This window comes from Pseudomonas putida, assembly GCF_003228315.1.
In the GTDB taxonomy this organism is placed as follows: Bacteria; Pseudomonadota; Gammaproteobacteria; order Pseudomonadales; family Pseudomonadaceae; genus Aquipseudomonas; species Aquipseudomonas putida_S.
In genome coordinates, this window is the sequence record NZ_CP029693.1 from 2,530,109 (window position 1) to 2,553,802 (window position 23,694).

Below are 23,694 nucleotides of genomic sequence, written 5' to 3' on the forward strand. Positions count from 1 at the left end.
TTGAATGTCTGGCTCAGAGGCGTTCGATGATGGTGGCAATGCCCATGCCGCCGCCGACACACAGGGTCGCGAGGCCATAGCGCAGGTGGCGGTTTTCCAGTTCATCGAGCAAGGTGCCGAGAATCGCGCAACCCGTCGCGCCCAGCGGGTGCCCCATGGCGATCGAGCCGCCGTTGACATTGACCTTGTCCGGGTCGACGGCCATGTCCTTGATGAATTTCAGGACCACCGAGGCAAACGCCTCGTTGACCTCGAACAGGTCGATGTCCTCGACCCGCAGACCGGCCTTGGCCAGCGCCTTGCGGGTGGCCGGCGCGGGACCGGTGAGCATGATGGTCGGGTCGGTGCTGGTCACCGCCGTGGCGACGATCCGCGCCCGTGGTCGCAAACCCAGCGCCTGGCCCTTGGCCTCGGAGCCGATCAGCATCAAGGCCGCGCCGTCGACAATTCCGGAACTGTTGCCAGGAGTGTGTACGTGATGGATTCGCTCGACATGGCTATAGACCCGAAGCGCCGTGGCATCAAAGCCCATCTGCCCGATCATTTCGAAACTCGGCTTGAGTTTGCCCAGGCCTTCGAGGGTTGAATCGGCGCGAATGAATTCATCGTGATCGAGCAGGAGGATGCCGTTCTGATCCCGCACCGGTACCAGCGATTTGCTGAACGCGCCATCAGCCCGTGCCCGCGCGGCTTTTTGCTGCGAGTGCAACGCATAGGCATCGACGTCCTGGCGGCTGAAGCCTTCGAGCGTGGCGATCAGGTCGGCGCCCACGCCCTGCGGGGTGAAATGGCTGTGCAGGTTGGTGGCCGGGTCCAGCGCCCAGGCCCCGCCATCGCTGCCCATCGGGACACGTGACATCGACTCGACGCCGCCGACCACCACCAGGTCTTCGAAACCGGAGCGTACTTTCATTGCCCCAAGGTTCACTGCCTCCAGTCCCGACGCGCAAAAACGGTTGATTTGCACCCCGGCCACGCTGACATCCCAGTCCGCCACCTGGACGGCGGTTTTCGCGATGTCGGCGCCTTGATCGCCGACAGGCGTTACGCAGCCGAGGACCACATCATCGACCTGGCTGGTATCGAGGTCGGTTCGCTGTTGCAGCGCAACGAGCAACCCGGCCACCAAATCCACCGGCTTCACGCTGTGCAAGGCGCCATCGGCCTTGCCTTTGCCACGGGGCGTGCGTAACGCATCGAAAATCAACGCTTGGGTCATGACGTCCTCGATCTTGTTGTTATTGGTTTTTGGCGCTTTCAAGCAGCCTCCACCTTGATTCCCGGCCCCCGGGGATTCAATGACCGCAACGCTCACCGGCATTGACGCTCACGCTCAGACGGACGGTCGTCAACAACCGGGCAAACCGTTTTTTGACGCGCAAGTGTCTAGCAAAAGGCCGCCCAAGAAGCTGGCAATAGGCCTCATGCCTTTTTAATAGCAAAAACTCAGAACACCATACTAAATGGATCTAAACCGCGCGTGACGCGGGCTCTAAGGTGAAGGTGTACGAAGTTGTCGTCGGGTTTTGCCGAGACGGTCGTCCTTACAGGAAGTGCATCGTTTGCCGACATGGAGATATGCAGGCAGGCATCAGGAAATAACAAAAAGAAGGCGGTCAGCCATGTTTAAACAATCGAAAGTTCGTCAAGCAGGTCTCATTCTCTTCGCCACTACGCTGTTGTTGATTCTGCCGAACCTGACCAGGGTACTCGGCTAGTCGGTTTGTGAAAATTACGGCGCCACACTTGTCTATCGCCACAGCAAAAATGTGACTGGCTCGCTACCCGAGCCAGCGTGGCTGTGCCAACCTTTGCGGCACTTCCACGACATGGACGGCGGTCATTTTGAAAACGCTCATTGTGTTCGGGGCCCTGCTGCTCAGCACCCCCTTGTTTGCCGCACAGCTGAACCTGGAGCTGGGCGCGAACAGTCGCACCTGGCAAACCGAGGAACTGCTCAAGCACCCTCAGGTCCAGACCATCAATATTCCCGATGATGTTTCCTACAAACGCGACATGAGCTACCGCGCGGTGCCGCTGTCGGCCTTGTTGACGGACGTCAAACCCGAGGACCATTTGCAAGCGGTGGCGCTGGATGGTTTTGCCGCGGAGTTGTCGGCTGCACCCTTGCTCAACACTCAGGGCGCCCGGGCCTGGCTGGCCGTTGAAGACCCGGCCAAACCGTGGCCACCGCTGTCGGAAGGCAAGCACAGCGCCGGGCCGTTCTATCTGGTGTGGACCGACCCGCGAGCGGGCAATATCAGCCCGGAACAATGGCCGTTCGAAGTGGCCAGCATCAAGCGCCTGGCACCGGTGGCCGAACGCTTCCCTGCCTTGCTGCCTGATTCGGCACTGAAGGCGAACGATCCGCTGAACAAGGGGTTTGCGCTGTTCCAGAAAAACTGCCTGGCGTGCCATCGATTGAACGGGGCCGGGGACTCTCAGTTCGGGCCGGACCTGAACATTCCGTACAACCCGACCGAGTACTTTGGCGCGGACTTCCTCAAGCGCTACATCCGTGATCCGCAGAGTTTGCGTCAGTGGCCCCAGGCGAAGATGCCCGGTTTTTCCGCCGAGGTGCTGCCGGATGAGGATCTGCAGATGCTGGTGGGGTATTTGCAGCATATGGCCGGGCGCAAGGTGAAACCGTAACCCAGTGGCTCCCTGCGCGGTTTGCCTATCACCCGCATAGTCAGAGTTGATTTCACCGGCCGGCTGGCGCTGTGGATAATTCGCACATTGACCTCCCGACCGGTTTCCCTCCTTTCCGGTCTTCCCTTATAGCCACCCGCTCAGGTGGCTTTTTTTTTGTGCAAAAACGAAAACGGCCGACCCGAAGGTCAGCCGCGATAGTGCTTGTTACCGTTCATAAGATTATGCGAGACGCCCTCGTACCTCCTGTTTCACACCCCAGCCCTCAATGATGCCGCCCAACGGCTCGACCACCGCTTCGAAACCCTGTTCGAAGTCGCCGATCTCGTCGTAGGTGGCGTACATGACTTTGCATAACTCCAGTGCCCAGGCACCGTCGTCGCGCACACTGATTTGCGAATTGAGGGATTCACCATGATGAAAATGACGCGCTGCCCTGCGTGCCCGCTCCTCGTCCGGGAAAATCGCGTAGAACTCGATGGGGTGGAATCGTGAAAAATCGAAACCGCCTTCTTTCATGCGGCGCAGCACGTTGCTGCTGATGTCTTCTTGATAGGCTGTGCTCATGAAACGTCCTCCTCAAAAAACCGATGGATAGACTTTCCGTACTCCCTGCGCACGCACGTGCGGGCGGTTCGGCAGCGATGTGCCGGCGGGAAACAAGCATGTAGCTGACAAGACCAGACCTTAGCGATCCATTCGCTGATCTCGATTGCAGAGTAGCCCCAGGATAGAGGCGCTGCCAAGGCCTGGATGAGAATGTGTCAGGAAGTGTTCAGATTGGCGCGATGCCGAGGATTTGAATGCTGTTCTGGGTCTTGAGTTCTTTGACGCTGGCGTCGGCGGTACGCCCTTCCAGATCGTTCAGATCCAGCTTGGCGGCGACAGGGAGGAACCGTTCCTTGATGAGTTTGGCGGCCTGCTCGTTGTTCGGGCGTGCCTCGCACTCGAAGACTTCATTGATCGTTTCCCCATGATCATCAACGAAAGTGACTTTCCACTTTGACATCGGAGCCTCCTCGAAAAACCCGTAAATGGGTTCACACCTATCTGGACTTTTGCTCTGGGTGATCGTTCAAACGCAGTACGGCTTGTTGCGGTGAAATTAAATTTCACTTGTAGGAGCGAGCCAGTTCGCAATGGAGGCCCCGGCACCGCGGGCATTCAGGTATCCCGCGTTATCGTTGGCGTCCATCGCGAGCAGGCTCGCTCCTACAGGGTGGTGGATATCAATCGTTGCCCGGCTTGTTCACGGCCTGCAGCACGTACTGCGGCAAGGCGAAGGCACCGATGTGGATCTCCGGATTGTAGTAGCGCGTGACGATGCCGCTGCCCGCGAAGCGCTGTTGCAGGGTTTCGCGAGTCAACTTGCGATAAGCGGTATTGGTCGAACCCCAGGCGAAGGTCATCGAACCGCCGATATAGGTCGGCACCGCGGCCTGGTAGAAGTGCCAATCGGCAAACAGGCTTTGCAGGCGACCGGCGGTGGTTTTGACTTCTTCGATCTGCATGAACGGCGTGCCGTTTTGCGTCACCAGGATGCCGCCTTCGTTCAGGCAGCGATGGCAGGCCTGGTAGAAGTTTTCCGAAAACAGCACTTCGCCCGGGCCGATCGGGTCGGTGGAGTCGGAAATGATCACGTCGAACTTTTCGGTGGTGGTGGCAACGAAACGCATGCCATCGTCGATCACCAGGTTCAGGCGCGGATCATCGTAGGCGCCATTGGAGTGCTTGGGCAGGAATTGCTTGCACATGTCGACCACGGTGCCGTCGATCTCGACCATGGTGATGTGCTCGACGCTGGCGTGCTTGGTTACCTCACGCAGCATGCCGCCGTCGCCGCCGCCGATGATCAACACGCGCTTGGCGCTGCCGTGCGCCAGGATCGGCACGTGGGTGAGCATCTCGTGGTAGATGAACTCGTCGGCTTCGGTGGTCTGGATCACGCCGTCCAGCGCCATGACCCGGCCCATGCGCGGGTTTTCGAAAATCACCAGGTGCTGGTGTTCGGTGCGCACTTCGTGCAGCAGTTTGTCCATGCGAAAACGCTGGCCATAACCTTCGTAAAGGGTTTCCAGGTAGTCGTTGTTGGGGGTGATGCTCATGGGAAGCGCTCCGATGAATGCGGTGGCAACGGACGGTTACCCGCCCATGATGGCCCATCGAATACCTCGACAGGCCGGGAAAGGCGCGCATTCTACGTCGCGGGAGATGACAGGTCGAACCTTCTGAATCACCTAGACCTGTAGGAGCAAAGCTTGCTCGCGATCAGGGCAACTTGGTCTTACAGCTAGGCAGCGACAACCCGATCGCGAGCAAGCTTTGCTCCTACAGGTTTTGAGTCAGATCCTGACATTACCCCGCGGCCCGGCAATCGCCCAGATGATCAGGCCCAGAACCGGCAGCAGCACGATCAACAGCACCCAGAGGATTTTCATCCCGGTTTCGGCGCCACTTTTCAGCACGTTGATGATTGCCCAGATGTCCAGGGCAAGAATGATCAGGCCAACCAGGCTGTTGAAGGTGGAACCCATGGTGACGCTCCTGAAGAATGGTATGCACCCTTAGGATAGCCGGCCCTGCCCAGGGTTCCGTTTTATTGACAGCTTTGTCGCCTCAGACGTGGATCGCCACTTTCAGGGCTTCCAGGGCAGGCGCCGCCGCGATGCCGACCTGGGTGCACAATTCCAGCACCCGTGGGACGTCGTTCCCATAGACCAGGACCATCTGCAGTTCATCGTCGAGCAACTGGCTGATATTCATCAGGGTGTAGCCGCCGTTTTCCTTGTTCAGGCTGCTCATTTGCACCTGGATGCGATTGAGCGCCGTCAGGGCTTCGGTTTTGGCCAGTTGTTTGGGCTTGAGGTTGAACTCCACAGTCGGACCGAACGAGGCGACGATCTGCGCGAACAGGTCCATGTAGGTGTCAGCCTGGAACAGCACGGTCTCGGGAAGGCTGCCGACGACCACCCACTCGCCCAGCGGAATCGGGAAGGTATCGTCGTAGTTGATGTCCGGGTTGGCGCCCAGGAAGCCCTCGGGATCCGCATAGGCCTGGGCCGCTTCGTCAGCGACCTTGAGGATTTCATCTTCAGCCATGCACCCGGAGCTGATTTTGCTGATGAGTTCGACGAGTGCGGCTTTCATGGGGGCAGATCCTGTAGCGAGGGAGTTTTGAGGGCGCGAAGGATAACGCATTGCGCCCCGCATTTGCTTTTGTAGGAGCAAGGCTTGCCCGCGATAAACGATAACGCGGTCCATCTTCAATCCGTGCCATCGTTCATCGCGAGCAAGCTTTGCTCCTACGGGTTGGGGTTTAGCCCAGCAGTTTCTCCAACTGCGCGACAGTATCGTTGGCCCCCATGGTTCTGGCCGCATCCAGCGCCGTCAGGCCGTTGGCGTCCTTGGTTTTCGGGTCGGCGCCCTTGCTGATCAGGTAATCGACAATGGCAACGCGGTTGAACATGGCCGCCATCATCAGTGCAGTGCGGCCGTCGAACGATGAACCGTCCACTTGAGCGCCACCTTCGACCAGCGCCGTGACCACCGCCAGGTCACCCTTGAAGGCGGCCCCGGCAATCGGGCTCTGGCCGTTGTCGTTGCGGATTTCCGGATCGGCCTTGTGTTCTAGCAACACTTTCACGGTGTCCACATGGCCGTGGTACGCGGCCAGCATCAGCATGGTGTCACCCTTGTGATTGCGCAGGTTCGGCGGCAGGCCTTTGCTCAGCAGCGCTGCCATCATGGCCGCATCGCCCTCCCGTGCCTTGTTGAATACCTGTTCGGCAAACTCGGCGGCTTCTTCGGGGGTCATCTGGCGGCTTTGGTCTGACATTGGACACTCCAGGTTCTGTCATTCGGAAAGCCGACAGTTTCCCGAGCAGCCCCAGAGCTGTCACTTGTTTTTTCTGATGGACGGCCATAGCCACATTCAATGAAGGCACTCAGTAACGATAGTGTCCGCCCTGAATCTGCGACAGCAATTGCCCAGTGACTTGCACATAGGTATCGGTGCCGGGCAACCAGGCGTAAATCGGATCATCGCCGGTGCGGCCCGGGTCGAACCCCTCGTCCTTGAGCCGGGTTTTCTGATACTTGAAGGTCCCGGTGGTCTCCATTTTCAGCTTCACCCGCAGAAACAACGGCACCGCATAGGCCGGCAGCTGTTGGCGCAGAAAGGCCAGCAACGCACTGAAATCCAGGGTCGCCAGGGATTCGGCGGGCGTGATCGCGGCCATCCCCGCGCGACCGTTGGTGTTGTGGATTTCCACGCCATAGGCCACGGCTTCGGAGATCTGCGGATGCATGAGGAGCATGTTCTCGACTTCGGTGGTCGAGACGTTTTCCCCCTTCCAGCGGTAGGTATCGCCCAGGCGATCGACGAACTGCGCGTGGCCGAACCCGATGTTGCGCAGCAAGTCGCCGGTATTGAAGTAGCTGTCGCCCTTCACGAACACATCGTGAAGTACGACTTTCTCGGTTTTCTGCGGGTCGGTGTAACCGTCCAGCGGCGCCTTGTCGTCGATCCTCGCCAACAACAGCCCCTGCTCGCCTTTCCCGACCTTGCGCATGAAACCATTGGTGCCACGGATCGGCGCACCACTGTCATGGTCGTAGGCGGCCAGTTCCCAGGACATCAGGGAAAAACCGACCGTGTTGTCGAAATTCAGAATGTTGGTGAACCCGATATTGCCGTCGCTGGCGGCATACAGCTCACAGATATGCTTGACGCCAAAACGCGTCTTGAATTCCTGCCACGCGCCAGGGCGCAGGCCGTTGCCGATCATCTTGGTCACTGCGTGCTGGTCGTCATCCTTGCCGGGCGCTTGATCCACCAGATAACGACACAGTTCGCCGACATAACCCAGGGTGGTTGCGCGATATTTGCGCACGTCGCTCCAGAAGTGACTGGCGCTGAACTTGCGGCGCAGGGCGAACCCCGACGCGCCGCTGATGGCCGAACCCCAGCACACGCAAAGACCCGTGGCGTGATACAGCGGCAAGGTGCAATAGACGATGTCCGTCGGGCGCATATCCAGCGCGACCATCCCAAAACTGGCGAAGCTGCGCATCCAGCGACCGTGCTTGAACACGCCGGCCTTGGGCAGGCCGGTCGTGCCCGAGGTGTAGATATAGAAACAGGGGTCATCGAAGAAAATCTGCCGGCTACTGGCCGGATTGTCATCACAACCGTCAAGGCTGGCCGTCATCAGATTGATGAAACCCTCGGGTGCAATGCCCGGATGGTCGTAGGTGTTCTGATCGGCAACGAACCAGCAGTGGGTTGCCGGGATCGTCACCTGGTCGAGTACCGCCAGAAACGCCGGGACCAACTCCTCACCGACGATAATGGCGGCGGGAGCCACCAGATTCAGGCTGTGGATGAGGGTGTCGCGGGTTTGCGAAGTATTGAGCAAGGCACTGATCGCGCCGACCTTGGCCACCGCCAATATCGTCACCAGCAGTTCCGGACGGTTCTCGATGAACACCGCAACCACATCGCCCTTGCCGATCCCTTGGTCGATCAAATGATGGGCGATGCGATTGGCCCACTGGTTGACCTGTGTATAACTCAGCGACAGTGCATCGTGCAGCAGTGCCGGGCCATCGGGGTTACGCAGAGTGGCCTGTTCGAAACTCCAGGCCAGGCCACACGGTTGGGTCGGGTCCTTGACGTTGGCGACCTTCATGCCTTTGACCACCCGAGGCACGACTTTGGCAATCGCCGGCAGCTTGCGGAGCATCATGCTCCAGGTAATCGTGTCGTTTGACGTGCTGCTCATTCTTGCTCCCGTTCGATCTTTTTATTGTCGGGCGGCGCTGATGGAAGCCCGAAAATACGTCAACGGTTCTTGAGCTGTACACGCGGTTTTTGAAATGTTTTGTATCCGCAACAGCGGTGTTGCAGATCGAGAGCACGGGCGCTGCAAATGGTTCAATCGAACCGCCGAGAACCTCGCAAAATGCAGGATGCACGATAGCCATTCTTGCAAATTGCACGAATGCAAAAATCAGCCAAAACTACAACCTATTGTTTTTTAAAGACTTTTATTGAAGTCAGGTGCTGGCACAATCATTGCGACGCTCTGTACATGCTTGCCATTCAAGTCATCACGGAGCCGAAAGACATGAACCTGATCCAGGAAAAATTTGCATCCCTGTTTTCCAACTTCGACGTCACCACGCAGCCTCGCCCGGACGGCGGGATCCTGCTGACATTGCGTGCCGGCGAAGACAAAGTATTCAAGCGCTCGATTTCCTATCAGCAATTGCACAACGGTGACCAACTGTCGTGGGTCATCAGCGCCATCCGCCGCGACCTCGCCGAGCAAGCCAGCGAGTTGCCACAGATTTCCATGCTGCAGAGCCAGCAACGGTTTGCGTTGCCGACTTATCACTCGGCCTGAATATTATTTCCCTGTAGGAGCGAGCCTGCTCGCGATGAACTCGAAAACGCCGCTGGGCATCAGGTCTCCAGCGTTATCGTTCACGACCATCGCGAGCAGGCTCGCTCCTACAGGGTTTCCGTTGTTTAGAAAGTGCCGGGATCGATTCGGGTAAAACTGTCCACAGTGACATGCCCCGCCAGTTCCCCGCCCTCACGGGCCAGCCCACACGTGGCCATTCCCGCTGCACGCGCCGCGTCCAGCTCTTGCACGATGTCCGACAGGAACAATATCTGCGACGCCTCAAGCCCCATCGCCTGCGTGATATTCGCGTAGGACTGCGCCTCGCGCTTGGGTCCCGACGTGGTGTCGAAATAGCCGCTGAACAGAGGCGTCAAATCCCCCGCCTCAGAGCAGCCAAAGATCAGTTTCTGCGCCTGGATCGAACCCGAGGAATACACGAACAGCTGGTAACCGTCCTGGTGCCAGCGCTTGAGCGCTTCAACGGCATCGGGATACACGTGACCCTTGAGCTGCCCGGCCTGATAGCCCTGCTCCCAGACCATGCCCTGCAATGCCTTGAGCGGCGTGGCCTTGCGGTCTTCTGCAATCCAGCCCAGCAGGATCTGGATCACGCGCTCGACATCGGCATCGGGCTCATTGCTGTCCCGGCGCACCGCGTCCAACTGTTCGGCCACATCCACACGCCCGGCCTGCTGGCGAACGAAGTCCGGCAAGTGTTTGGCGGCATAGGGAAACAGCACGTCGAACACAAAACTCACCGCGCTGGTAGTGCCTTCGATGTCGGTGAGAATCGCTTTGATCGGCATCGACTCAGTCCTCAAGACGCGGGAATTGGCTGGCGATGTTCTCGCCGGTGAAGTTAGCCACCCAGCCTTCCGGGTTGTTGAACAGGCGGATCGCCACGAAATGCGGGTGTTCGCCCATGTCGAACCAGTGTTTGGTGCCGGCCGGTACCGAGATCAGGTCATTCTTTTCGCAGAGCACGGCATAGACGTAGTCGTCGATGTGCAGGGTGAACAAGCCACGCCCGGCCACGAAGAAGCGCACCTCGTCTTCGCCATGGCGGTGCTCGTCGAGGAACTTGGCGCGCAATTCGGCTTTTTGCGGGTGGTCGCTGTTGAGGCTGATGACGTCGACCGTGATGTAGCCGCGTTCGGTCATCAGCTTGTCGATCTGTTCTTTATAGGCCGCGATGACTTCTTCCTGGCTGGCACCGGGCTGGATCTTCGCGGCGGCTTGCCAGCGGTCGAAGCGCACGCCCTGCTCGGCCAGGGTCGAGGCGATGTCTTCGAAATGGGTCAGCACCTTGTTGGGAATTTCAGGGCTGGAGACGTGATAGACGGACAGGCTGCTCATGGGGCGATTCCTCGGTATCGGCCGCGCCGTCCGGTTTGTGGACACCGGTCGGGCGCAGCGCTGCATCAGGCGATGGGCGACTTGTGGATAAGTCTGCCGTTAACGGTTCAACACGCTGCGAGTCTTCAACTCGCATTCGAACAAAAATTCAAAGGCCTCGATCTGCCGCAAGGCGTCGCTCATCCGCGCGCCCCAGGTATAGAGGCCATGGCCGCGAATCAGGTAGCCAACGCAATCGGGGTGGGCGTCCAGCCAAGGCTGAACCTTGGCGGCAAGGCGCGCAATGTCCTGGTCGTTATCGAAAATCGGCACCCGCACCCGGGACTCGTGGGTCGACACGCCGCTGAAGGCTTTTTGCAGTTCGTAGTCTTCGAATTCGATGAAGTCGCCTGGCGTCAGGCGCGACAGCACCGTGGCGTTGACCGAATGGGTGTGCAGCACCGCGCCGATCTCCGCACGCCAGGTGTAGAGCTGGGTGTGCAGCAGGGTTTCGGCGGAGGGTTTCTTGCCCGGCTCCAGGCTATTGCCGGCCAGATCCGTGGCGAGCACATCGTCCGGGCCCAACTGGCCCTTGTGCTTGCCCGATACCGTCAGCAGGGCTTCGGTGGGCGACAGTCGGGTCGAATAATTACTGCTGGTGGCCGGCGACCAGCCGCGGCCATACAGAAAACGCCCGGCGTCGATGATTTCCTGGGCGAGGTGTTCACGGGTAAGGCTCATGGCCTGTCCTCTTGCATACGTGTGGCAATGATAACGGCAGCCGCGACGGCTGCGAGACTGGCAATACTAAAGGTCCATGCCGCGCCAAGGGCGTTCCAGCTATAACCGGAATACAACGCGCCCAACGCACCGCCGGTGCCGGCCAATGCGGCGTACAACGCCTGGCCCTGCCCTTGCTGGCGTGCGCCGAAACTACGTTGCACGAAAGAAATGGCAGCGGCGTGAAAACTGCCGAAGGTCGCCGCGTGCAGCACCTGGGCAAACAACAGTACCCAGAGAAATTCGGCCAATGAACCCAGCAGCAACCAGCGCAGCGCCGCCAGCAGGAAACTCGCCAGCAATACGCGTCGCAGGGAAAAGCGCGCGAGGATCCGGCTCATGGCCATGAACATCAGCACCTCGGCCACCACGCCGACGGCCCAGAGCATGCCGATGACGCCACGGCTGTACCCCAGGCGCTCCAGGTGCAGGGTCAGAAAGGTGTAATACGGCCCATGACTCATCTGCATCAGCGCCACGCAGGCGTAAAACGCCAGCACGCCGGGGCTGCGCAACTGCTTGAGAAAACCCTCGCCCGTCGGCCGGTTGCCCTGCGCCGGTTGAGCGTTCGGCACCCACAGGCTGCTCAGAACAATCCCGGCCATGATCAGCACCAGTGCGGCCGGGTAGATGTCCAGGCTTAGCCATTCGAACAGGCGCCCGAGCGCGACCACGGTAATGATGAAACCGATGGAGCCCCACAGGCGGATCTGGCTGTAGCGCGAGGTCTGCCCCTGCAGATGCGCCAGGGTGATGACCTCGAACTGCGGCAGCACTGCGTGCCAGAAGAACGCATGCAAGGCCATGACCATCGCCAGCCAGGCGTAGGTCTTGCTGACGAATATCAGCGAGAAGGTCAGCAGCGTGCAGACCGCGCCGAAGCGCACGATGGCCAGGCGCCGGCCGGTGTAGTCACCGAGCCAGCCCCAGATATTCGGCGCCACGCAGCGCATCAACATGGGAATCGCCACCAGCTCGCCAATGCGCGCGGCGGGAAATCCCAGGTGATCGAAGTACAGCGCCAGAAACGGCGCTGTCGAACCGAGCAAGGCGAAATAGAACAGATAGAAACTGGAGAGCCGCCAGTACGGAAGCGCCGCAGCCATCAGGCTGCGGCGCTTTTCATATTAATCATTCAGGTCAGCCATTCAGAGCTGACCCAGCACCGGCGTGCTCACGCGCACATCGGCATTTTGCCCACGGTGACGCAGCAAATGGTCCATCAGCACGATCGCCATCATCGCTTCGGCGATCGGCGTGGCGCGGATGCCCACGCAGGGGTCGTGACGGCCCTTGGTAATGACGTCCACTGGATTGCCGTGGATGTCGATGGAGCGGCCCGGGGTGGTGATGCTCGAGGTCGGCTTCAACGCCAGGTGGGCAACGATGGGCTGCCCGGAGGAAATACCACCGAGGATCCCGCCAGCGTTGTTGCTGAGGAAGCCTTCCGGCGTCAGCTCATCGCGATGCTCGGTGCCGCGTTGGGCAACGCAGGCGAAGCCGGCACCGATTTCCACGCCCTTGACCGCATTGATGCTCATCAGCGCGTGGGCCAGTTCTGCATCGAGACGATCGAAAATCGGTTCGCCCAGGCCCGGCATCACGCCCTCAGCCACCACGGTGATCTTCGCACCGACCGAATCCTGGTCGCGGCGCAGCTGGTCCATATAGGCTTCCAGCTCCGGAACCTTGTCCGGGTCCGGGCTGAAAAAAGCGTTCTGCTCCACCGAATCCCAAGTCTTGAACGGGATTTCGATCGGACCGAGCTGGCTCATGTAGCCGCGAATGACGATGCCCTGGCTGGCCAGGTACTTCTTGGCGATGGCGCCAGCCGCCACGCGCATGGCGGTTTCCCTCGCCGAGCTGCGACCGCCGCCGCGGTAATCGCGCTCGCCGTATTTGTGGTGGTAGGTGTAGTCGGCGTGTGCGGGACGGAACAGATCCTTGATCGCCGAGTAGTCCTTGGACTTCTGGTCGGTATTGCGAATCAACAGGCCGATGGCGCAACCGGTGGTGCGACCTTCGAATACGCCGGAGAGGATTTCGACCTCATCGGCTTCCTGGCGCTGGGTGGTGTGACGGCTGGTGCCGGGCTTGCGCCGGTCCAGGTCGCGTTGCAGATCCTCCAGGGAAATCTCAAGGCCCGGCGGGCAGCCATCGACAATGGCGACCAACGCCGGACCATGGCTTTCGCCCGCGGTGGTGACAGTGAACAGCTTGCCGTAGGTATTGCCGGACATGCAGGACGCTCCGTGAAATCGAACCCAAATACGTAATGGGCGCCAGTATACGCAGGCTACCCAAGTAGTTCATCCTCGAACCTTATGGGTGCCTGCGAGTCCAACCGGCATCTTGTGAATGATGGCGCGATAATGCTGCGAGTTTTGATCTTGAGCCTTACCCTGATATCCGGCTTCGCCCAGGCCACCGTGCTGCAACGGCCAATCACCCTGAACACTGGCAACGGCGAGCTATTCGGCTCGCTGCTGCTGCCAAAATCCGACACGCCGGTGCCGGTTGTGCTGATCATTTCCGGCTCCGGCCCGACGGATCGCGACGGCAATAACTCCGACGGCGGGCGCAATGACAGCCTCAAGCGCCTGGCGTGGGTCCTGGCCAAGCACAACATCGCCAGTGTGCGTTACGACAAACGCGGCGTGGCGGCGAGCCTGGCGGCTGCCCCGGACGAGCGCAACCTGACGGTTGAAGGCTATGTTGCCGACGCCCAAGCCTGGGGCCGCAAACTCAAGACCGATCCGCGCTTTGGCCAACTGATCCTGCTCGGGCACAGCGAAGGCGCGTTGATCGCCACCCTCGCCGCGCCGGATGTCGATGCAGCGGCAGTGATCTCCATGTCCGGCAGCGCGCGCCCCATCGACCAGGTATTGCGCGAGCAACTGGCCCGCAGCCTGCCGCCAGCGCTGATGCTGCGCAGCAACGAACTGCTCGACAGCCTCAAGGCCGGAAAACCCGACGACAACGTGCCGCCTCCCCTTCAGGCGATCTTCCGTCCGAGCGTGCAGCCGTACCTGATTTCGCTGTTTCGCCAGGACCCGGCGGCGGACTTCGCCCGCCTGAAAATGCCGGCGCTGATCATTCAGGGCAGCAACGACATGCAGGTTGGCATCAATGACGCCCGCTTGCTCAAGGCGGCCAAACCGGATGCCGAACTGGCGCTGATCGAGGGCATGAACCATGTCCTGCGCATCGTGCCCAACGACGTCAAGCGTCAGTTGGCGTCCTATAAAGATCCCAATTTGCCACTGGCGGCCGAGCTGGGCGCCCGCATTCTCGGGTTTATTGACGAACTTCGCGCCAGTTAGGCCTCCAGTCCTGAAAAAAACGGCCGATAAGCCTTTGTCGCCAGCACACATGCTGGCGACGAGCTGAGCTTGGACAGGATCTCGCCGTTATGACTGATACCCCGACTACACCCGACACCACCGCTGAAAAAGAAGCACCGCCAGCGGTCGAGCTGCCATGGGCGGACGTCCACGTCGAGCACCACAAGATGCTCCGCCTGGCGCCCTTGCAGACCGATCGCAACACCGGCGGGCGGCCCCTGCGCTTTGTCGAATTCGGCTACGCCGAACGCAATGACAAACAGCGCAGCCTGATGCGCATGACCATCACGCTGCCGGGGCAGCGGGTGCGCAAGGAACAGAATCACCTGGACGTGTGGGTCGACCACACGGAGAAACGCGTGCATTTCGGCCCGGACAGCGGCCTGCAGATCGAACCGCTGAACCGTGGCATCGGCCGCTTCATGGCGGCGCAAGGCATCAACTGGGCGAAGAAACGCTGGCCCGGTTACACCGTCGACGGCACCGACCTGAACAACAAGGACGCGCTGAACGAAGACACGCGCCTGCGCCGCGATCACTTTCTGCGGGTCCACGGTTTTGATGTGGTGTATGCCGACGCCCAGCATTTGAAGGGTAGTGTCAAAGAGGTGCAGGTCGGCGACCTGCTCGGCGACTGGAATACGGAAAAGCTGCAGGTCGTGGAAATTCTCGAAGCGGCGCAGATGCTCCAGCAGGCCGAACAGAACCTGGCCGAGCAGGAAGTCAAACTCAAGAAGCACGAAGAGAAAGTCAGCAAGTACAAGCGTGAAGACGCGGGGTTGCGGTTCACCATTACCTGCCTGGTTGCGTTTGCGGTGTTTCAGGCGGGGTTGTTGATCTGGATTGCGACGCACCGCTGACGGCTTGAAACCGCGGTGCGGCCATCGCGGGCAAGCCACGCTCCCACAGGTTTTACGTTTGCCACATCATCTGGGCACGACACAACACCTGTGGGAGCGGGCTTGCCCGCGATAGGATTTAAAGGTCAGACGCGAGAAGCGAACAGCGCCTGATGATCCCGGCATTGCTCGGCCGTCAACATGAACACACCATGCCCGCCGCGCTCGAATTCGAGCCAGGCAAAATCAACTTCCGGGTACAACGCCTCAACGTGCACCTGGCTGTTGCCCACCTCGACAATCAACAAGCCCTTCTCGGTCAGGTGATTCGCCGCTTCGGCGAGCATGCGCCGCACCAGGTTCAAGCCATCGTCACCACAGGCCAGGCCCAGTTCCGGCTCATGCTGGTACTCGTCCGGCATGTCGGCGAAATCTTCGGCATCAACGTAAGGCGGGTTCGACACGATCAGGTCGAAACGCTGCCCCGGCAAGCCATCGAAGCCATCGCCCTGCACCGTGTAGACCCGCATATCGACGCCATGGCGCTCGATGTTCTGGTTGGCTACTTCCAGCGCTTCGAACGACAGATCGGCCAATACCACTTCGGCGTTCTGGAATTCGTAGGCGCAGGCGATACCGATGCAGCCGGAGCCGGTGCACAGGTCGAGGATCCGTGCCGGCTCTTTGCCCAGCCAAGGGGTGAAACGGTTTTCGATCAGTTCGCCAATCGGCGAGCGTGGGATCAGCACGCGCTCATCGACGATGAAGGACAGGCCGCAGAACCAGGCTTCGCCCAGCAGGTAGGCGGTCGGCACGCGTTCTTCGATACGACGCTTGAGCAATAGCTGCAAATGCGCGACTTCGTCTTCTTCCAGATTGCAGTCGAGGTAGCTGTCAGCGATTTCCCACGGCAAGTGCAGCGCACCCAACACCAGTTGACGGGCTTCGTCCCAGGCGTTGTCGGTGCCGTGGCCGAAAAACAGATCCTCCCCATGGAAGCGGCTGACGGCCCAACGGATATGGTCACGCAGGGTGCGAAGGCGGGAAGTGATCACGACGGCAAACTCCAGAAAAATCGACGGGCGATTCTACCAGTCAAACGTCTTTGCGACGACGCTGCAGGAAAACACCGACATCGATGTAGGGCTAATCTCTTTTTACCGCCCGCTATTGAACAAAACGGACCACTTGACAACGCTGCACGCCAGTAACGACGGTGCCTACGATGGTAGCGATTCACAGAAACGCTCAGCCAGAGGACAATGGCGCAAAAGCCCCACTCCAAGGAGCCCCAGAATGTCCGTTCCACAAACGATGTTTCAACTCAGCGGCCGCGGTTATGCAGCAGCCAAACTGAGTCATGCGACCCTGATCATCATCGATGCCCAGAAAGAGTACCTCAGCGGCCCCCTGGCCCTGAGCGGCATGGATGAGGCGGTTGCGAACATCAAACAATTGGTGACTGCCGCCCGCGCGGCCGGTCGGCCAATCGTGCATGTCAGCCACCTCGGCACCGTCGGTGGCCTGTTCGACCCTCGCGGCGAGCGTGGGCAATTCATCCCGGGGCTGGAACCGCTGGCCGGCGAAATCAGGATTGAAAAGATCCTGCCGAGCGCCTTTCACGGCACCGACCTGAAAAAACGCCTGGAGGACCTGGGTTCGGTGGACCTGGTGGTGTGTGGCTTCATGAGCCACTCCAGTGTCAGCACCACGGTACGGGCGGCGAAAAACCTGGGCTTCCGCTGCACGCTCGTGGAAGACGCCTGCGCCACCCGCGACTTGCCTTACAAAGGTGGCGTGTTGAGCGCCGAGCATGTGCAACAGACCGAGATGGCAATCATGGCGGACAACTTTGCCGCCGTTGCCCAGACCACCAGCCTGGTCTGATCCATGATCAATGAGCGGCCCATGCGCCGCTCATCCGCTAAAGCCTCTCAATAGCTGCAATTGTCTTAGCCTCAGGAACAACCCGGTCAACTTCCGGTCGAAGGGCCGATACCCACTGAGGAAGGTCGGAATGAAGTTATCCGATGGTTTTGACGCTCGCCGCCTGCGCCCGAAAGGCCAGCGCAACTGGCGTTTTCGAATCGGCGCGGCATTCGCCGCGCTGCTGGCAACCTGCGGAGTGCTGCTCGCCATGGCCGGCGTCGCCGCCCTGCTGGGCCACGCCCCATCCCTGGGCGAGTTGAACAGCAACCGTGCAGGCGCTGCGGTGATCCTGGTGATCGGCCTGTTCGTGCTGTACATCGGCGTATGGTTGTGGCGCCGTTGCCGACGCCGCTCGCGGCAGTCCCGAGAGCTGAGCATGTCTCCGCACCTGATGAAAAAACACGACTGAAACCCGGCCTGTATCGAACGTCGCGCGTTTTGTCGCGCGCCCATTTGCTTCGAGTTGGGTAAACTGGCCGCCCTTCGCGGAGGCTGACATGCAAGACGACGATTTTTCCCTTTTCAAAAGCGCGATCCAGGGCGTCAAGCCCATCAAGCACGATCGCGCCGAAACCGGCAAACCCAAAGCTGACCGCGCGCAGATCGCCAAGCTGCGCCAGGCCGCCACCGTGCGCGTCGACGCCACCACGGTTGACGGGCTGTCCGATCAATTCGTCATCGACGTCGGGCCTGAAGACGAGCTGATGTGGGCACGTGACGGCGTGCAGGAAAGCCAGATGCGCAAGCTCAAGGTTGGGCAGATTCCGTTCGAAGGCAGTCTCGACCTGCACGGTATGAGCGTGGAAAAGGCCCGGGAAACACTCTGGGCTTTTCTCGCTGAAGCGACCAAATTCGAAATCCGCTGCGTGCGCGTCACCCACGGCAAGGCCGTGCGCCTGGACGGCAAGCGGCCGATGATCAAAAGCCACGTCAACACTTGGCTGCGCCAGCATCCGCAGGTACTTGGCTTCACCTCTTGCCAGGCGAAACACGGCGGTGCCGGCGCGGTTTATGTGATGCTCAAACGCACCATGATGGAAGGTCGCGACGAGTAAAGCTGATGCATCGCGCTTGCAGCGCCGTGCCGGCCACCGTACCCTTGTTCTTTGCGTAAAATCCCACAGGTAGTTTCATGTCCCTGGAACAGAATTACACCGCGATCCTTGGCCAATTGGGCGAGGACGTCTCCCGCGAAGGCCTGCTCGACACGCCAAAACGTGCCGCCAAAGCCATGAAGTACCTCTGCCGCGGCTACGAACAGACGCTCGAAGAAGTCACCAACGGTGCCTTGTTCAGCTCCGACAACAGCGAAATGGTGCTGGTCAAGGACATCGAGCTCTACTCGTTGTGCGAACACCATCTGCTGCCATTCATCGGCAAGGCCCACGTCGCCTACATCCCGAGCGGCAAGGTGTTGGGCCTGTCGAAGGTTGCACGGATCGTCGACATGTACGCCCGCCGCCTGCAGATCCAGGAAAACCTCAGCCGCCAGATCGCCGATGCGGTCCAGCAGGTGACCGGTGCACTGGGTGTCGCCGTGGTGATCGAAGCCAAGCACATGTGCATGATGATGCGCGGTGTGGAAAAGCAGAATTCGTCGATGATCACCTCGGTGATGCTCGGTGAGTTCCGCGAAAACGCCGCGACCCGCAGCGAATTCCTCAGCCTGATCAAGTAATTCGCGGCAAAAGGAAAACCGGCATTCATCGCCGGTTTTTTTTCGCCCGTGAAAAATCAGGTAAGCTGCGCGCCTTTCTCAATTTGCCCCGTGAGGCTTGTACCGTGTTAGTCAAAGCGCTTCGTGTCGGCCTCGGCCAACTGATCATCTTCATCGATTTCCTCACCCGCCCCGGCAAGAAAAAGCGCCCCGCCGCTGCTCAAGCCCAGGTCGAAGCCGCCGCCAAGGGCCTGACCCTGTATCAATTCCACGCCTGCCCGTTCTGCGTGAAAACCCGCCGCACCCTGCGCCGCCTGAACGTGCCGGTGGCGTTGCGTGATGCGAAGAACAACGAACAGGATCGCCAGACCCTGCTGGAGCAAGGCGGCAAGATCAAGGTACCGTGCCTGCGGATTGAAGAAGATGGCAAGACCACCTGGATGTATGAGTCCAAGGTGATCATTGATTATCTGGATAAGCGTTTCGCTGCTGTCTGATGGTTTTGTGGTGTGATTGATGGCCTCATCGCGAGCAAGCTCGCTCCCACAGGGTTTTGTGAACGCCGCATATCACTGTGGGAGCGAGCTTGCTCGCGATGAGGCCGGTACAAACACCGAAAATCTCGGACAAAAAAACCGGCCCTTGAGCCGGTTTTTTTGTTTCAGAGATCAGGCCGCTTTCGCCGCCTGAGCCTGTCGCACCACCGCCGCCAACCGCCCAAGCCCTTCATCGAGCCGCGCTGGATCGATGTGGCTGAAGTTCAGCCGCAGATGCCCATGATGGTTATCCGGCTCGGGAAAGAACGGCTCCCCCGGCATGAACGCCACATCATCGGCCAACGCCGCATTCAACAAGGTTCGAGTGTCCAGCGGCTGCTTGAGCGTCAGCCAGAAAAACAGCCCGCCCTGTGGCGCGTTCCAATCCGCCAGATCGAAAAAGTGCTTTTCCAGCGCCGCTTGAAACGCATCGCGACGTTCCCGGTAGAAATCGCGCAATTCACTCAGATGCTGCTGATAGGACGCGCTGCCAATCCATTGCAGCGCTTGCCACTGGCCAACCCGATTGGTGTGCAGATCCGCCGACTGCTTGAGCTTGAGCAGGTGCGGGAACAGATCCGGGCTGGCGATCAGATAACCCACACGCAACCCCGGCAGCAGGGTTTTCGAGACGGTCCCGGTGTAGATCCAGCTGGATTTTTCCAGGCGCCCGGCAATCGGTCTGGCGCTGCCGCCATCGAAAGTCAGTTCGCGGTAGGGCTCATCTTCGATCAGCGTCACACCAAACTCATCAAGCATGGCCGCTACCGCCTCGCGCTTGACCTCGCTGTAACGTACCGCCGACGGATTCTGGAAAGTCGGGATCAGGTAGATGAACGCCGGGCGATGTTGCTCCAGGCGCAAGCGCAATTGCGTCAGGTCAGGTCCATCCGCCTCCAGCGGCACGGTGAGGCAATCGGCACCGAACAGCTGGAAAATCTGCAACGCCGCCAGATAGGTCGGGGCTTCGAGGACGATTTCCGTGCCTTTGTCGATGTAGAGCTTGGCCGCCAGATCGAGGGTTTGCTGGGAACCGCTGACCACCAGCACCTGGCTCGCCTCGCATGGCAAGCCCAAGGCCCGCGCCTCGGCCGCCAGGGCTTCACGCAAGGCCGGTTCACCTTCGCTCATGCCGTATTGGCCCATGGACACCGGCATATCCGCCCACTCGACTTTGGGCAGCATGGCTTCGGCGGGCAAGCCTCCGGCAAATGACATCACCTGCGGACGCTGGGCGGCAGCAAGGATTTCACGGATCAAAGAACTTTTAAGGCGCGAGACACGTTCGGAAAAAGCCATGGGGATCACCGGTAGCGAGGCCAGAGGAAAATGAGTCAAACTTATTGACCGAAATTACGACAGCCTGAGCGGATACGTCAATATGCTTGACCTTAAAAACCCCAATTCCCAGCAACAGGCCATGGAAGCGTTTTTCTTCGGCTACCAGGCCTTCACCGCCAAGGCCGACGAAATGCTTGAGCGCCGAGGCTTGAGCCGGGTGCATCAACGCATCGTGTTTTTCGTCGCCCGCTACCCGAACCTCAGCGTCAAGGAGTTGCTGGAACTGCTTGGCGTGACCAAGCAGGCGCTGAACATGCCGCTGCGTCAGCTGCTGGAAATGCATCTGGTGAACAGCGTCGCTTGCGAGACGGACAAGCGTAAACGGCTGCTGGAGTTGACCGAGGAAGGTGCGCGGTTTGAACAGGCGTTGCGCCGTGAGCAGGTGAAGTTGCTGGAGCGGGTGTTCAGTGAGGCTGGAGAGGCGGCGGTGAATGGATGGTTGGCGGTGAATCTGGCCCTTGGTGAAAACCAACAAAAAATCTGAGTACCACAAAACCATCGCGAGCAGGCTCGCTCCTACAGGTGACCGCATTTCCCCTGTGGGAGCGAGCCTGCTCGCGAATACGTCCGAACAGACGATATATCCCTATTTCCAAAATTTTCGTCGACAAAACCAAAAACATTATTTGCTTTATTTGTATACAAAAGCATAATCCACTTCGTGCGAGTTTCTGACCAATGAGTCAACAAATTCGCAAGTACCTCAAAGGGCCGCTGCCACCCCTCTCGGATCCGGCCCTGGAAATAAAAATAAAACTTTTGAGGAGTACTCGCTGTGGAAAGCCGCAAATCCGAAGCATCGACGCTGGATCTCTCGCCGCCTCTACGCAATGGCTGGCTGGAGCGCATCTTTAAACTCAGCTTGCATGGCACCACGGTGAAGACCGAGCTGATTGCCGGTCTGACAACCTTCATCACGATGGCCTACATCATCTTCGTCAACCCCAACATCATGGCGGACGCCGGTATCGATCATGGCGCCGCCTTCGTCGCCACCTGCATCGCCGCCGCACTGGGTTGCCTGCTCATGGGTCTCTACGCCAACTGGCCTGTGGGCCTGTCGCCGGGCATGGGCTTGAACGCGTTCTTCACCTACACCGTAGTCGGCACCATGGGCTACAACTGGGAAACCGCCCTCGGAGCGGTGTTCGTGTCCGGTGTGCTGTTCATGATCCTGACCTTTTCCAGGATCCGCGAATGGTTGCTCAACAGCATTCCGGTCAGCCTGCGCTTCGCCATGGGCGCCGGCGTGGGCCTGTTCCTGGGGCTGATCGGCTTGAAAACCGCGGGCATCGTCGTCGACAGCCCGGCCACCCTGATCAAGCTCGGTTCCCTGCGTGAACCTGGCCCGCTGCTGGCTGCCGTGTGCTTCCTGATGATCGCGATCCTCAGCTATCACAAGGTGTTCGGTGCGATCCTCATCAGCATCATCACCGTGACCCTGGCTGGCTGGGGTCTGGGCCTGGTGCACTACGAGGGCATCATGTCCGCCCCGCCAAGCCTGGCGCCAACCTGGATGGCCATGAATGTCGCCGGCGTGTTCAACGTCAGCATGATCAGCGTGGTCCTGGCCTTCCTCTTCGTGCACATGTTCGACACCGCCGGCACCCTGATGGGTGTCGCCCAGCGCGCCAACCTGGTGGGCGCTGACGGTCGAATCGAAAACCTTTCCCGCGCGATGAAAGCCGACAGCGCCTCCAGCGTATTCGGTGCGGTGGTCGGTGTGCCGCCCGTCACCAGCTATGTGGAAAGTGCCGCGGGCGTAGCCGCCGGTGGTCGTACCGGCCTTACCGCCGTGACCGTGGGCGTGCTATTTATCGCCGCCATGTTCTTTGCCCCGCTGGCCGGGATGATTCCTGCCTACGCCACCGCTGGTGCACTGATCTACGTGGCCATGCTGATGATGGGCGGCATGGCCCACATTGAATGGGACGAAGCCACCGACAGCATTCCGGCGATCGTCACCGCGATCATGATGCCGCTGACCTTTTCGGTCGCCGACGGTATCGCGCTGGGCTTCATCACCTACGTGGCGCTGAAGGCCGGTACCGGCAAGTACAAGGAAATTTCCGTCAGTCTGTGGGTGCTCTGCGCGATCTTCATCGCCAAGTTCATCTTCTTGTAATCGCGGTACAGGTTCGAAAATAGCCTCACCCCGTCGGGTGAGGCTTTTGTGCAAATGGAGGAAAGTGATGAGTCTGGAAACCTGGCTGCTGTTCAGCGGCGCTGCGTTGATTGTGATCCTGATCCCGGGGCCATTGTCCTTGCTGATGATCAGCAACAGCCTGAATTACGGGTTGCGCCGTTCCTACCCGGCGTTTCTGGGAGGCGTGTTTGCCTCGATCTGCCTGCTGAGTGCTTCGGCGCTGGGTCTTGGCGCGCTACTGCTGGCATCGGAACAGTTGTTCAGCGCATTGAAAATCGTCGGCGCGCTGTACCTGTTCTACCTCGCCTGGCAAAGCTGGCAGCAATCGCGCCAGCCTTCCCACGGCGCCGAAGTGCCTCAGGCGGCGCCGGTGCCGCGCTTTCGCGCACTGTTCGCACGTGCGTTCGTGCTGGGCGCCAGCAATCCCAAGGACATCCTGTTTTTCGCCGCATTCCTGCCGCAATTCCTGAGTGCCGAGCAGCCGTTCCTGCTGCAGTTGCTGGTGATGATCGCCACCTGGACCGTGCTGGATCTGCTGTGCAAAGTGGCCTATGGCCTGGGTGCCCATGGCGCGGCGCGATACCTGCGTAGTGGCAAGGGGCAGAGCTGGTTCAACCGGATCAGTGCCGGGTTGTTCAGTGGCGCCGGTGCAGCGTCGCTGTTGAGTCGTTAAGAGCAAAGGCATCGCGAGCAGGCTCGCTCCCACAGGGGATTTGTGAACGCCG

Annotated in this window: 26 protein-coding genes and 1 pseudogene; 12 read left to right on the top strand and 15 right to left on the bottom strand. The window is 59.8% G+C overall.

The features are described 5' to 3' along the window. Positions 1-13: 13 nt before the first annotated feature. Positions 14-1,219 (bottom strand): acetyl-CoA C-acetyltransferase, encoded by a 1,206-nt coding sequence (locus DKY63_RS11540; RefSeq protein WP_110967905.1) that lies wholly within the window; start codon positions 1,217-1,219, stop codon positions 14-16. Between the two features lie 610 nt (positions 1,220-1,829). On the opposite strand from DKY63_RS11540, the pseudogene DKY63_RS11545 reads away from it, so the two are divergent. Further along, a pseudogene (locus DKY63_RS11545) lies at positions 1,830-2,652 on the top strand (c-type cytochrome). A 222-nt stretch (positions 2,653-2,874) separates the two neighbouring features. On the opposite strand, the gene DKY63_RS11550 reads toward DKY63_RS11545, so the two are convergent. The 7 genes from DKY63_RS11550 to DKY63_RS11585 all read right to left on the bottom strand — a co-directional run bounded on the left by DKY63_RS11550 (position 2,875) and on the right by DKY63_RS11585 (position 8,435). Then, positions 2,875-3,219 carry a ribonuclease E inhibitor RraB gene (locus DKY63_RS11550; protein ID WP_110964214.1) on the bottom strand — a complete coding sequence of 115 codons (345 nt, stop codon included), beginning with the start codon at positions 3,217-3,219 and terminating at the stop codon, positions 2,875-2,877. Positions 3,220-3,427: 208 nt separating this feature from the next. Beyond that, positions 3,428-3,661 (bottom strand): hypothetical protein, encoded by a 234-nt coding sequence (locus tag DKY63_RS11560; protein ID WP_110964216.1) that lies wholly within the window; start codon positions 3,659-3,661, stop codon positions 3,428-3,430. 220 nt (positions 3,662-3,881) lie between these two features. Further along, positions 3,882-4,757, bottom strand: a complete 876-nt coding sequence (speE, locus tag DKY63_RS11565) for a polyamine aminopropyltransferase (protein WP_110964217.1) — start codon at positions 4,755-4,757, stop codon at positions 3,882-3,884. Between the two features lie 237 nt (positions 4,758-4,994). Next, positions 4,995-5,186, bottom strand: a complete 192-nt coding sequence (locus DKY63_RS11570) for a PLDc N-terminal domain-containing protein (RefSeq protein ID WP_077044645.1) — start codon at positions 5,184-5,186, stop codon at positions 4,995-4,997. A gap of 82 nt (positions 5,187-5,268) precedes the next feature. Then, positions 5,269-5,799 (bottom strand): hypothetical protein, encoded by a 531-nt coding sequence (locus tag DKY63_RS11575; protein WP_110964218.1) that lies wholly within the window; start codon positions 5,797-5,799, stop codon positions 5,269-5,271. A 169-nt stretch (positions 5,800-5,968) separates the two neighbouring features. After that, positions 5,969-6,487, bottom strand: coding sequence for an ankyrin repeat domain-containing protein (locus DKY63_RS11580; RefSeq protein ID WP_110964219.1), 519 nt, complete (start codon positions 6,485-6,487; stop codon positions 5,969-5,971). Positions 6,488-6,596: 109 nt separating this feature from the next. Continuing rightward, positions 6,597-8,435 (bottom strand): long-chain-acyl-CoA synthetase, encoded by a 1,839-nt coding sequence (locus DKY63_RS11585; protein WP_110964220.1) that lies wholly within the window; start codon positions 8,433-8,435, stop codon positions 6,597-6,599. Between the two features lie 345 nt (positions 8,436-8,780). On the opposite strand from DKY63_RS11585, the gene DKY63_RS11590 reads away from it, so the two are divergent. Continuing rightward, complete coding sequence (locus tag DKY63_RS11590) at positions 8,781-9,059, top strand: DUF3509 domain-containing protein (RefSeq protein ID WP_110967906.1); 279 nt, start codon at positions 8,781-8,783, stop codon at positions 9,057-9,059. A 125-nt stretch (positions 9,060-9,184) separates the two neighbouring features. Here DKY63_RS11590 and mtnC read toward each other — a convergent pair whose 3' ends face one another. From mtnC to aroC, 5 genes are all read right to left on the bottom strand, one after another. Next, the gene (gene mtnC, locus DKY63_RS11595; protein ID WP_110964221.1) at positions 9,185-9,868 is read right to left on the bottom strand and encodes an acireductone synthase; all 684 of its coding nucleotides are present in this window, start codon (positions 9,866-9,868) and stop codon (positions 9,185-9,187) included. Positions 9,869-9,872: 4 nt separating this feature from the next. Next, entirely contained in the window at positions 9,873-10,418 is a 546-nt protein-coding gene (locus DKY63_RS11600; RefSeq protein WP_110964222.1) for a 1,2-dihydroxy-3-keto-5-methylthiopentene dioxygenase, read from the bottom strand. Between the two features lie 99 nt (positions 10,419-10,517). Continuing rightward, positions 10,518-11,138: a methylthioribulose 1-phosphate dehydratase gene (locus DKY63_RS11605; protein ID WP_110964223.1), complete on the bottom strand. Its 621-nt coding sequence runs from the start codon at positions 11,136-11,138 to the stop codon at positions 10,518-10,520. After that, entirely contained in the window at positions 11,135-12,283 is a 1,149-nt protein-coding gene (locus tag DKY63_RS11610; RefSeq protein ID WP_110964224.1) for an MFS transporter, read from the bottom strand. The genes DKY63_RS11605 and DKY63_RS11610 overlap by 4 nt, the downstream gene beginning before the upstream one ends. A gap of 42 nt (positions 12,284-12,325) precedes the next feature. Beyond that, positions 12,326-13,417 carry a chorismate synthase gene (gene aroC, locus DKY63_RS11615; protein WP_110964225.1) on the bottom strand — a complete coding sequence of 364 codons (1,092 nt, stop codon included), beginning with the start codon at positions 13,415-13,417 and terminating at the stop codon, positions 12,326-12,328. A gap of 84 nt (positions 13,418-13,501) precedes the next feature. Here aroC and DKY63_RS11620 point away from each other — a divergent pair, with 84 nt between their 5' ends. After that, positions 13,502-14,500 carry an alpha/beta hydrolase gene (locus DKY63_RS11620; protein ID WP_110964226.1) on the top strand — a complete coding sequence of 333 codons (999 nt, stop codon included), beginning with the start codon at positions 13,502-13,504 and terminating at the stop codon, positions 14,498-14,500. An 89-nt stretch (positions 14,501-14,589) separates the two neighbouring features. Then, positions 14,590-15,381 (top strand): hypothetical protein, encoded by a 792-nt coding sequence (locus DKY63_RS11625; RefSeq protein ID WP_110964227.1) that lies wholly within the window; start codon positions 14,590-14,592, stop codon positions 15,379-15,381. 125 nt (positions 15,382-15,506) lie between these two features. On the opposite strand, the gene prmB is transcribed toward DKY63_RS11625, so the two are convergent. Then, on the bottom strand, positions 15,507-16,415 hold the full coding sequence (gene prmB, locus DKY63_RS11630) for a 50S ribosomal protein L3 N(5)-glutamine methyltransferase (protein ID WP_110964228.1): 909 nt from the start codon (positions 16,413-16,415) through the stop codon (positions 15,507-15,509). A 241-nt stretch (positions 16,416-16,656) separates the two neighbouring features. On the opposite strand from prmB, the gene DKY63_RS11635 reads away from it, so the two are divergent. From DKY63_RS11635 to DKY63_RS11655, 5 genes are all read left to right on the top strand, one after another. After that, complete coding sequence (locus tag DKY63_RS11635) at positions 16,657-17,247, top strand: cysteine hydrolase family protein (RefSeq protein ID WP_110964229.1); 591 nt, start codon at positions 16,657-16,659, stop codon at positions 17,245-17,247. Positions 17,248-17,377: 130 nt separating this feature from the next. Beyond that, positions 17,378-17,698 carry a hypothetical protein gene (locus tag DKY63_RS11640; RefSeq protein ID WP_110964230.1) on the top strand — a complete coding sequence of 107 codons (321 nt, stop codon included), beginning with the start codon at positions 17,378-17,380 and terminating at the stop codon, positions 17,696-17,698. Positions 17,699-17,786: 88 nt separating this feature from the next. Continuing rightward, the gene (locus DKY63_RS11645) at positions 17,787-18,344 is read left to right on the top strand and encodes a Smr/MutS family protein (RefSeq protein ID WP_110964231.1); all 558 of its coding nucleotides are present in this window, start codon (positions 17,787-17,789) and stop codon (positions 18,342-18,344) included. Positions 18,345-18,421: 77 nt separating this feature from the next. Beyond that, positions 18,422-18,967, top strand: a complete 546-nt coding sequence (folE, locus tag DKY63_RS11650; protein WP_110964232.1) for a GTP cyclohydrolase I FolE — start codon at positions 18,422-18,424, stop codon at positions 18,965-18,967. A gap of 104 nt (positions 18,968-19,071) precedes the next feature. Continuing rightward, positions 19,072-19,443, top strand: coding sequence for a glutathione S-transferase N-terminal domain-containing protein (locus DKY63_RS11655; protein WP_110964233.1), 372 nt, complete (start codon positions 19,072-19,074; stop codon positions 19,441-19,443). A gap of 171 nt (positions 19,444-19,614) precedes the next feature. On the opposite strand, the gene DKY63_RS11660 is transcribed toward DKY63_RS11655, so the two are convergent. Beyond that, positions 19,615-20,781, bottom strand: coding sequence for a PLP-dependent aminotransferase family protein (locus tag DKY63_RS11660; protein ID WP_110964234.1), 1,167 nt, complete (start codon positions 20,779-20,781; stop codon positions 19,615-19,617). 82 nt (positions 20,782-20,863) lie between these two features. Here DKY63_RS11660 and DKY63_RS11665 point away from each other — a divergent pair, with 82 nt between their 5' ends. The 3 genes from DKY63_RS11665 to DKY63_RS11675 all read left to right on the top strand — a co-directional run bounded on the left by DKY63_RS11665 (position 20,864) and on the right by DKY63_RS11675 (position 23,642). Further along, on the top strand, positions 20,864-21,307 hold the full coding sequence (locus DKY63_RS11665; protein WP_110964235.1) for a MarR family winged helix-turn-helix transcriptional regulator: 444 nt from the start codon (positions 20,864-20,866) through the stop codon (positions 21,305-21,307). 291 nt (positions 21,308-21,598) lie between these two features. After that, positions 21,599-22,948, top strand: a complete 1,350-nt coding sequence (locus DKY63_RS11670; RefSeq protein WP_110964236.1) for an NCS2 family permease — start codon at positions 21,599-21,601, stop codon at positions 22,946-22,948. 67 nt (positions 22,949-23,015) lie between these two features. Then, a complete protein-coding gene (locus tag DKY63_RS11675; RefSeq protein WP_110964237.1) occupies positions 23,016-23,642 on the top strand; it encodes a LysE family translocator in 627 nt (208 codons plus the stop codon). The last annotated feature ends 52 nt before the right edge of the window (positions 23,643-23,694 follow it).

Bases quoted from the DNA above. Each gene is read 5' to 3' on its own strand.
- DKY63_RS11540 (WP_110967905.1), bottom strand. From the start codon at position 1,219: ATGACCCAAGCGTTGATTTTCGATGCGTTACGCACGCCCCGTGGCAAA.
- DKY63_RS11550 (WP_110964214.1), bottom strand. From the start codon at position 3,219: ATGAGCACAGCCTATCAAGAAGACATCAGCAGCAACGTGCTGCGCCGC.
- DKY63_RS11560 (WP_110964216.1), bottom strand. From the start codon at position 3,661: ATGTCAAAGTGGAAAGTCACTTTCGTTGATGATCATGGGGAAACGATC.
- speE (WP_110964217.1), bottom strand. From the start codon at position 4,757: ATGAGCATCACCCCCAACAACGACTACCTGGAAACCCTTTACGAAGGT.
- DKY63_RS11570 (WP_077044645.1), bottom strand. From the start codon at position 5,186: ATGGGTTCCACCTTCAACAGCCTGGTTGGCCTGATCATTCTTGCCCTG.
- DKY63_RS11575 (WP_110964218.1), bottom strand. From the start codon at position 5,799: ATGAAAGCCGCACTCGTCGAACTCATCAGCAAAATCAGCTCCGGGTGC.
- DKY63_RS11580 (WP_110964219.1), bottom strand. From the start codon at position 6,487: ATGTCAGACCAAAGCCGCCAGATGACCCCCGAAGAAGCCGCCGAGTTT.
- DKY63_RS11585 (WP_110964220.1), bottom strand. From the start codon at position 8,435: ATGAGCAGCACGTCAAACGACACGATTACCTGGAGCATGATGCTCCGC.
- DKY63_RS11590 (WP_110967906.1), top strand. From the start codon at position 8,781: ATGAACCTGATCCAGGAAAAATTTGCATCCCTGTTTTCCAACTTCGAC.
- mtnC (WP_110964221.1), bottom strand. From the start codon at position 9,868: ATGCCGATCAAAGCGATTCTCACCGACATCGAAGGCACTACCAGCGCG.
- DKY63_RS11600 (WP_110964222.1), bottom strand. From the start codon at position 10,418: ATGAGCAGCCTGTCCGTCTATCACGTCTCCAGCCCTGAAATTCCCAAC.
- DKY63_RS11605 (WP_110964223.1), bottom strand. From the start codon at position 11,138: ATGAGCCTTACCCGTGAACACCTCGCCCAGGAAATCATCGACGCCGGG.
- DKY63_RS11610 (WP_110964224.1), bottom strand. From the start codon at position 12,283: ATGGCTGCGGCGCTTCCGTACTGGCGGCTCTCCAGTTTCTATCTGTTC.
- aroC (WP_110964225.1), bottom strand. From the start codon at position 13,417: ATGTCCGGCAATACCTACGGCAAGCTGTTCACTGTCACCACCGCGGGC.
- DKY63_RS11620 (WP_110964226.1), top strand. From the start codon at position 13,502: ATGGGTGCCTGCGAGTCCAACCGGCATCTTGTGAATGATGGCGCGATA.
- DKY63_RS11625 (WP_110964227.1), top strand. From the start codon at position 14,590: ATGACTGATACCCCGACTACACCCGACACCACCGCTGAAAAAGAAGCA.
- DKY63_RS11635 (WP_110964229.1), top strand. From the start codon at position 16,657: ATGTCCGTTCCACAAACGATGTTTCAACTCAGCGGCCGCGGTTATGCA.
- DKY63_RS11640 (WP_110964230.1), top strand. From the start codon at position 17,378: ATGAAGTTATCCGATGGTTTTGACGCTCGCCGCCTGCGCCCGAAAGGC.
- DKY63_RS11645 (WP_110964231.1), top strand. From the start codon at position 17,787: ATGCAAGACGACGATTTTTCCCTTTTCAAAAGCGCGATCCAGGGCGTC.
- folE (WP_110964232.1), top strand. From the start codon at position 18,422: ATGTCCCTGGAACAGAATTACACCGCGATCCTTGGCCAATTGGGCGAG.
- DKY63_RS11660 (WP_110964234.1), bottom strand. From the start codon at position 20,781: ATGGCTTTTTCCGAACGTGTCTCGCGCCTTAAAAGTTCTTTGATCCGT.
- DKY63_RS11665 (WP_110964235.1), top strand. From the start codon at position 20,864: ATGCTTGACCTTAAAAACCCCAATTCCCAGCAACAGGCCATGGAAGCG.
- DKY63_RS11675 (WP_110964237.1), top strand. From the start codon at position 23,016: ATGAGTCTGGAAACCTGGCTGCTGTTCAGCGGCGCTGCGTTGATTGTG.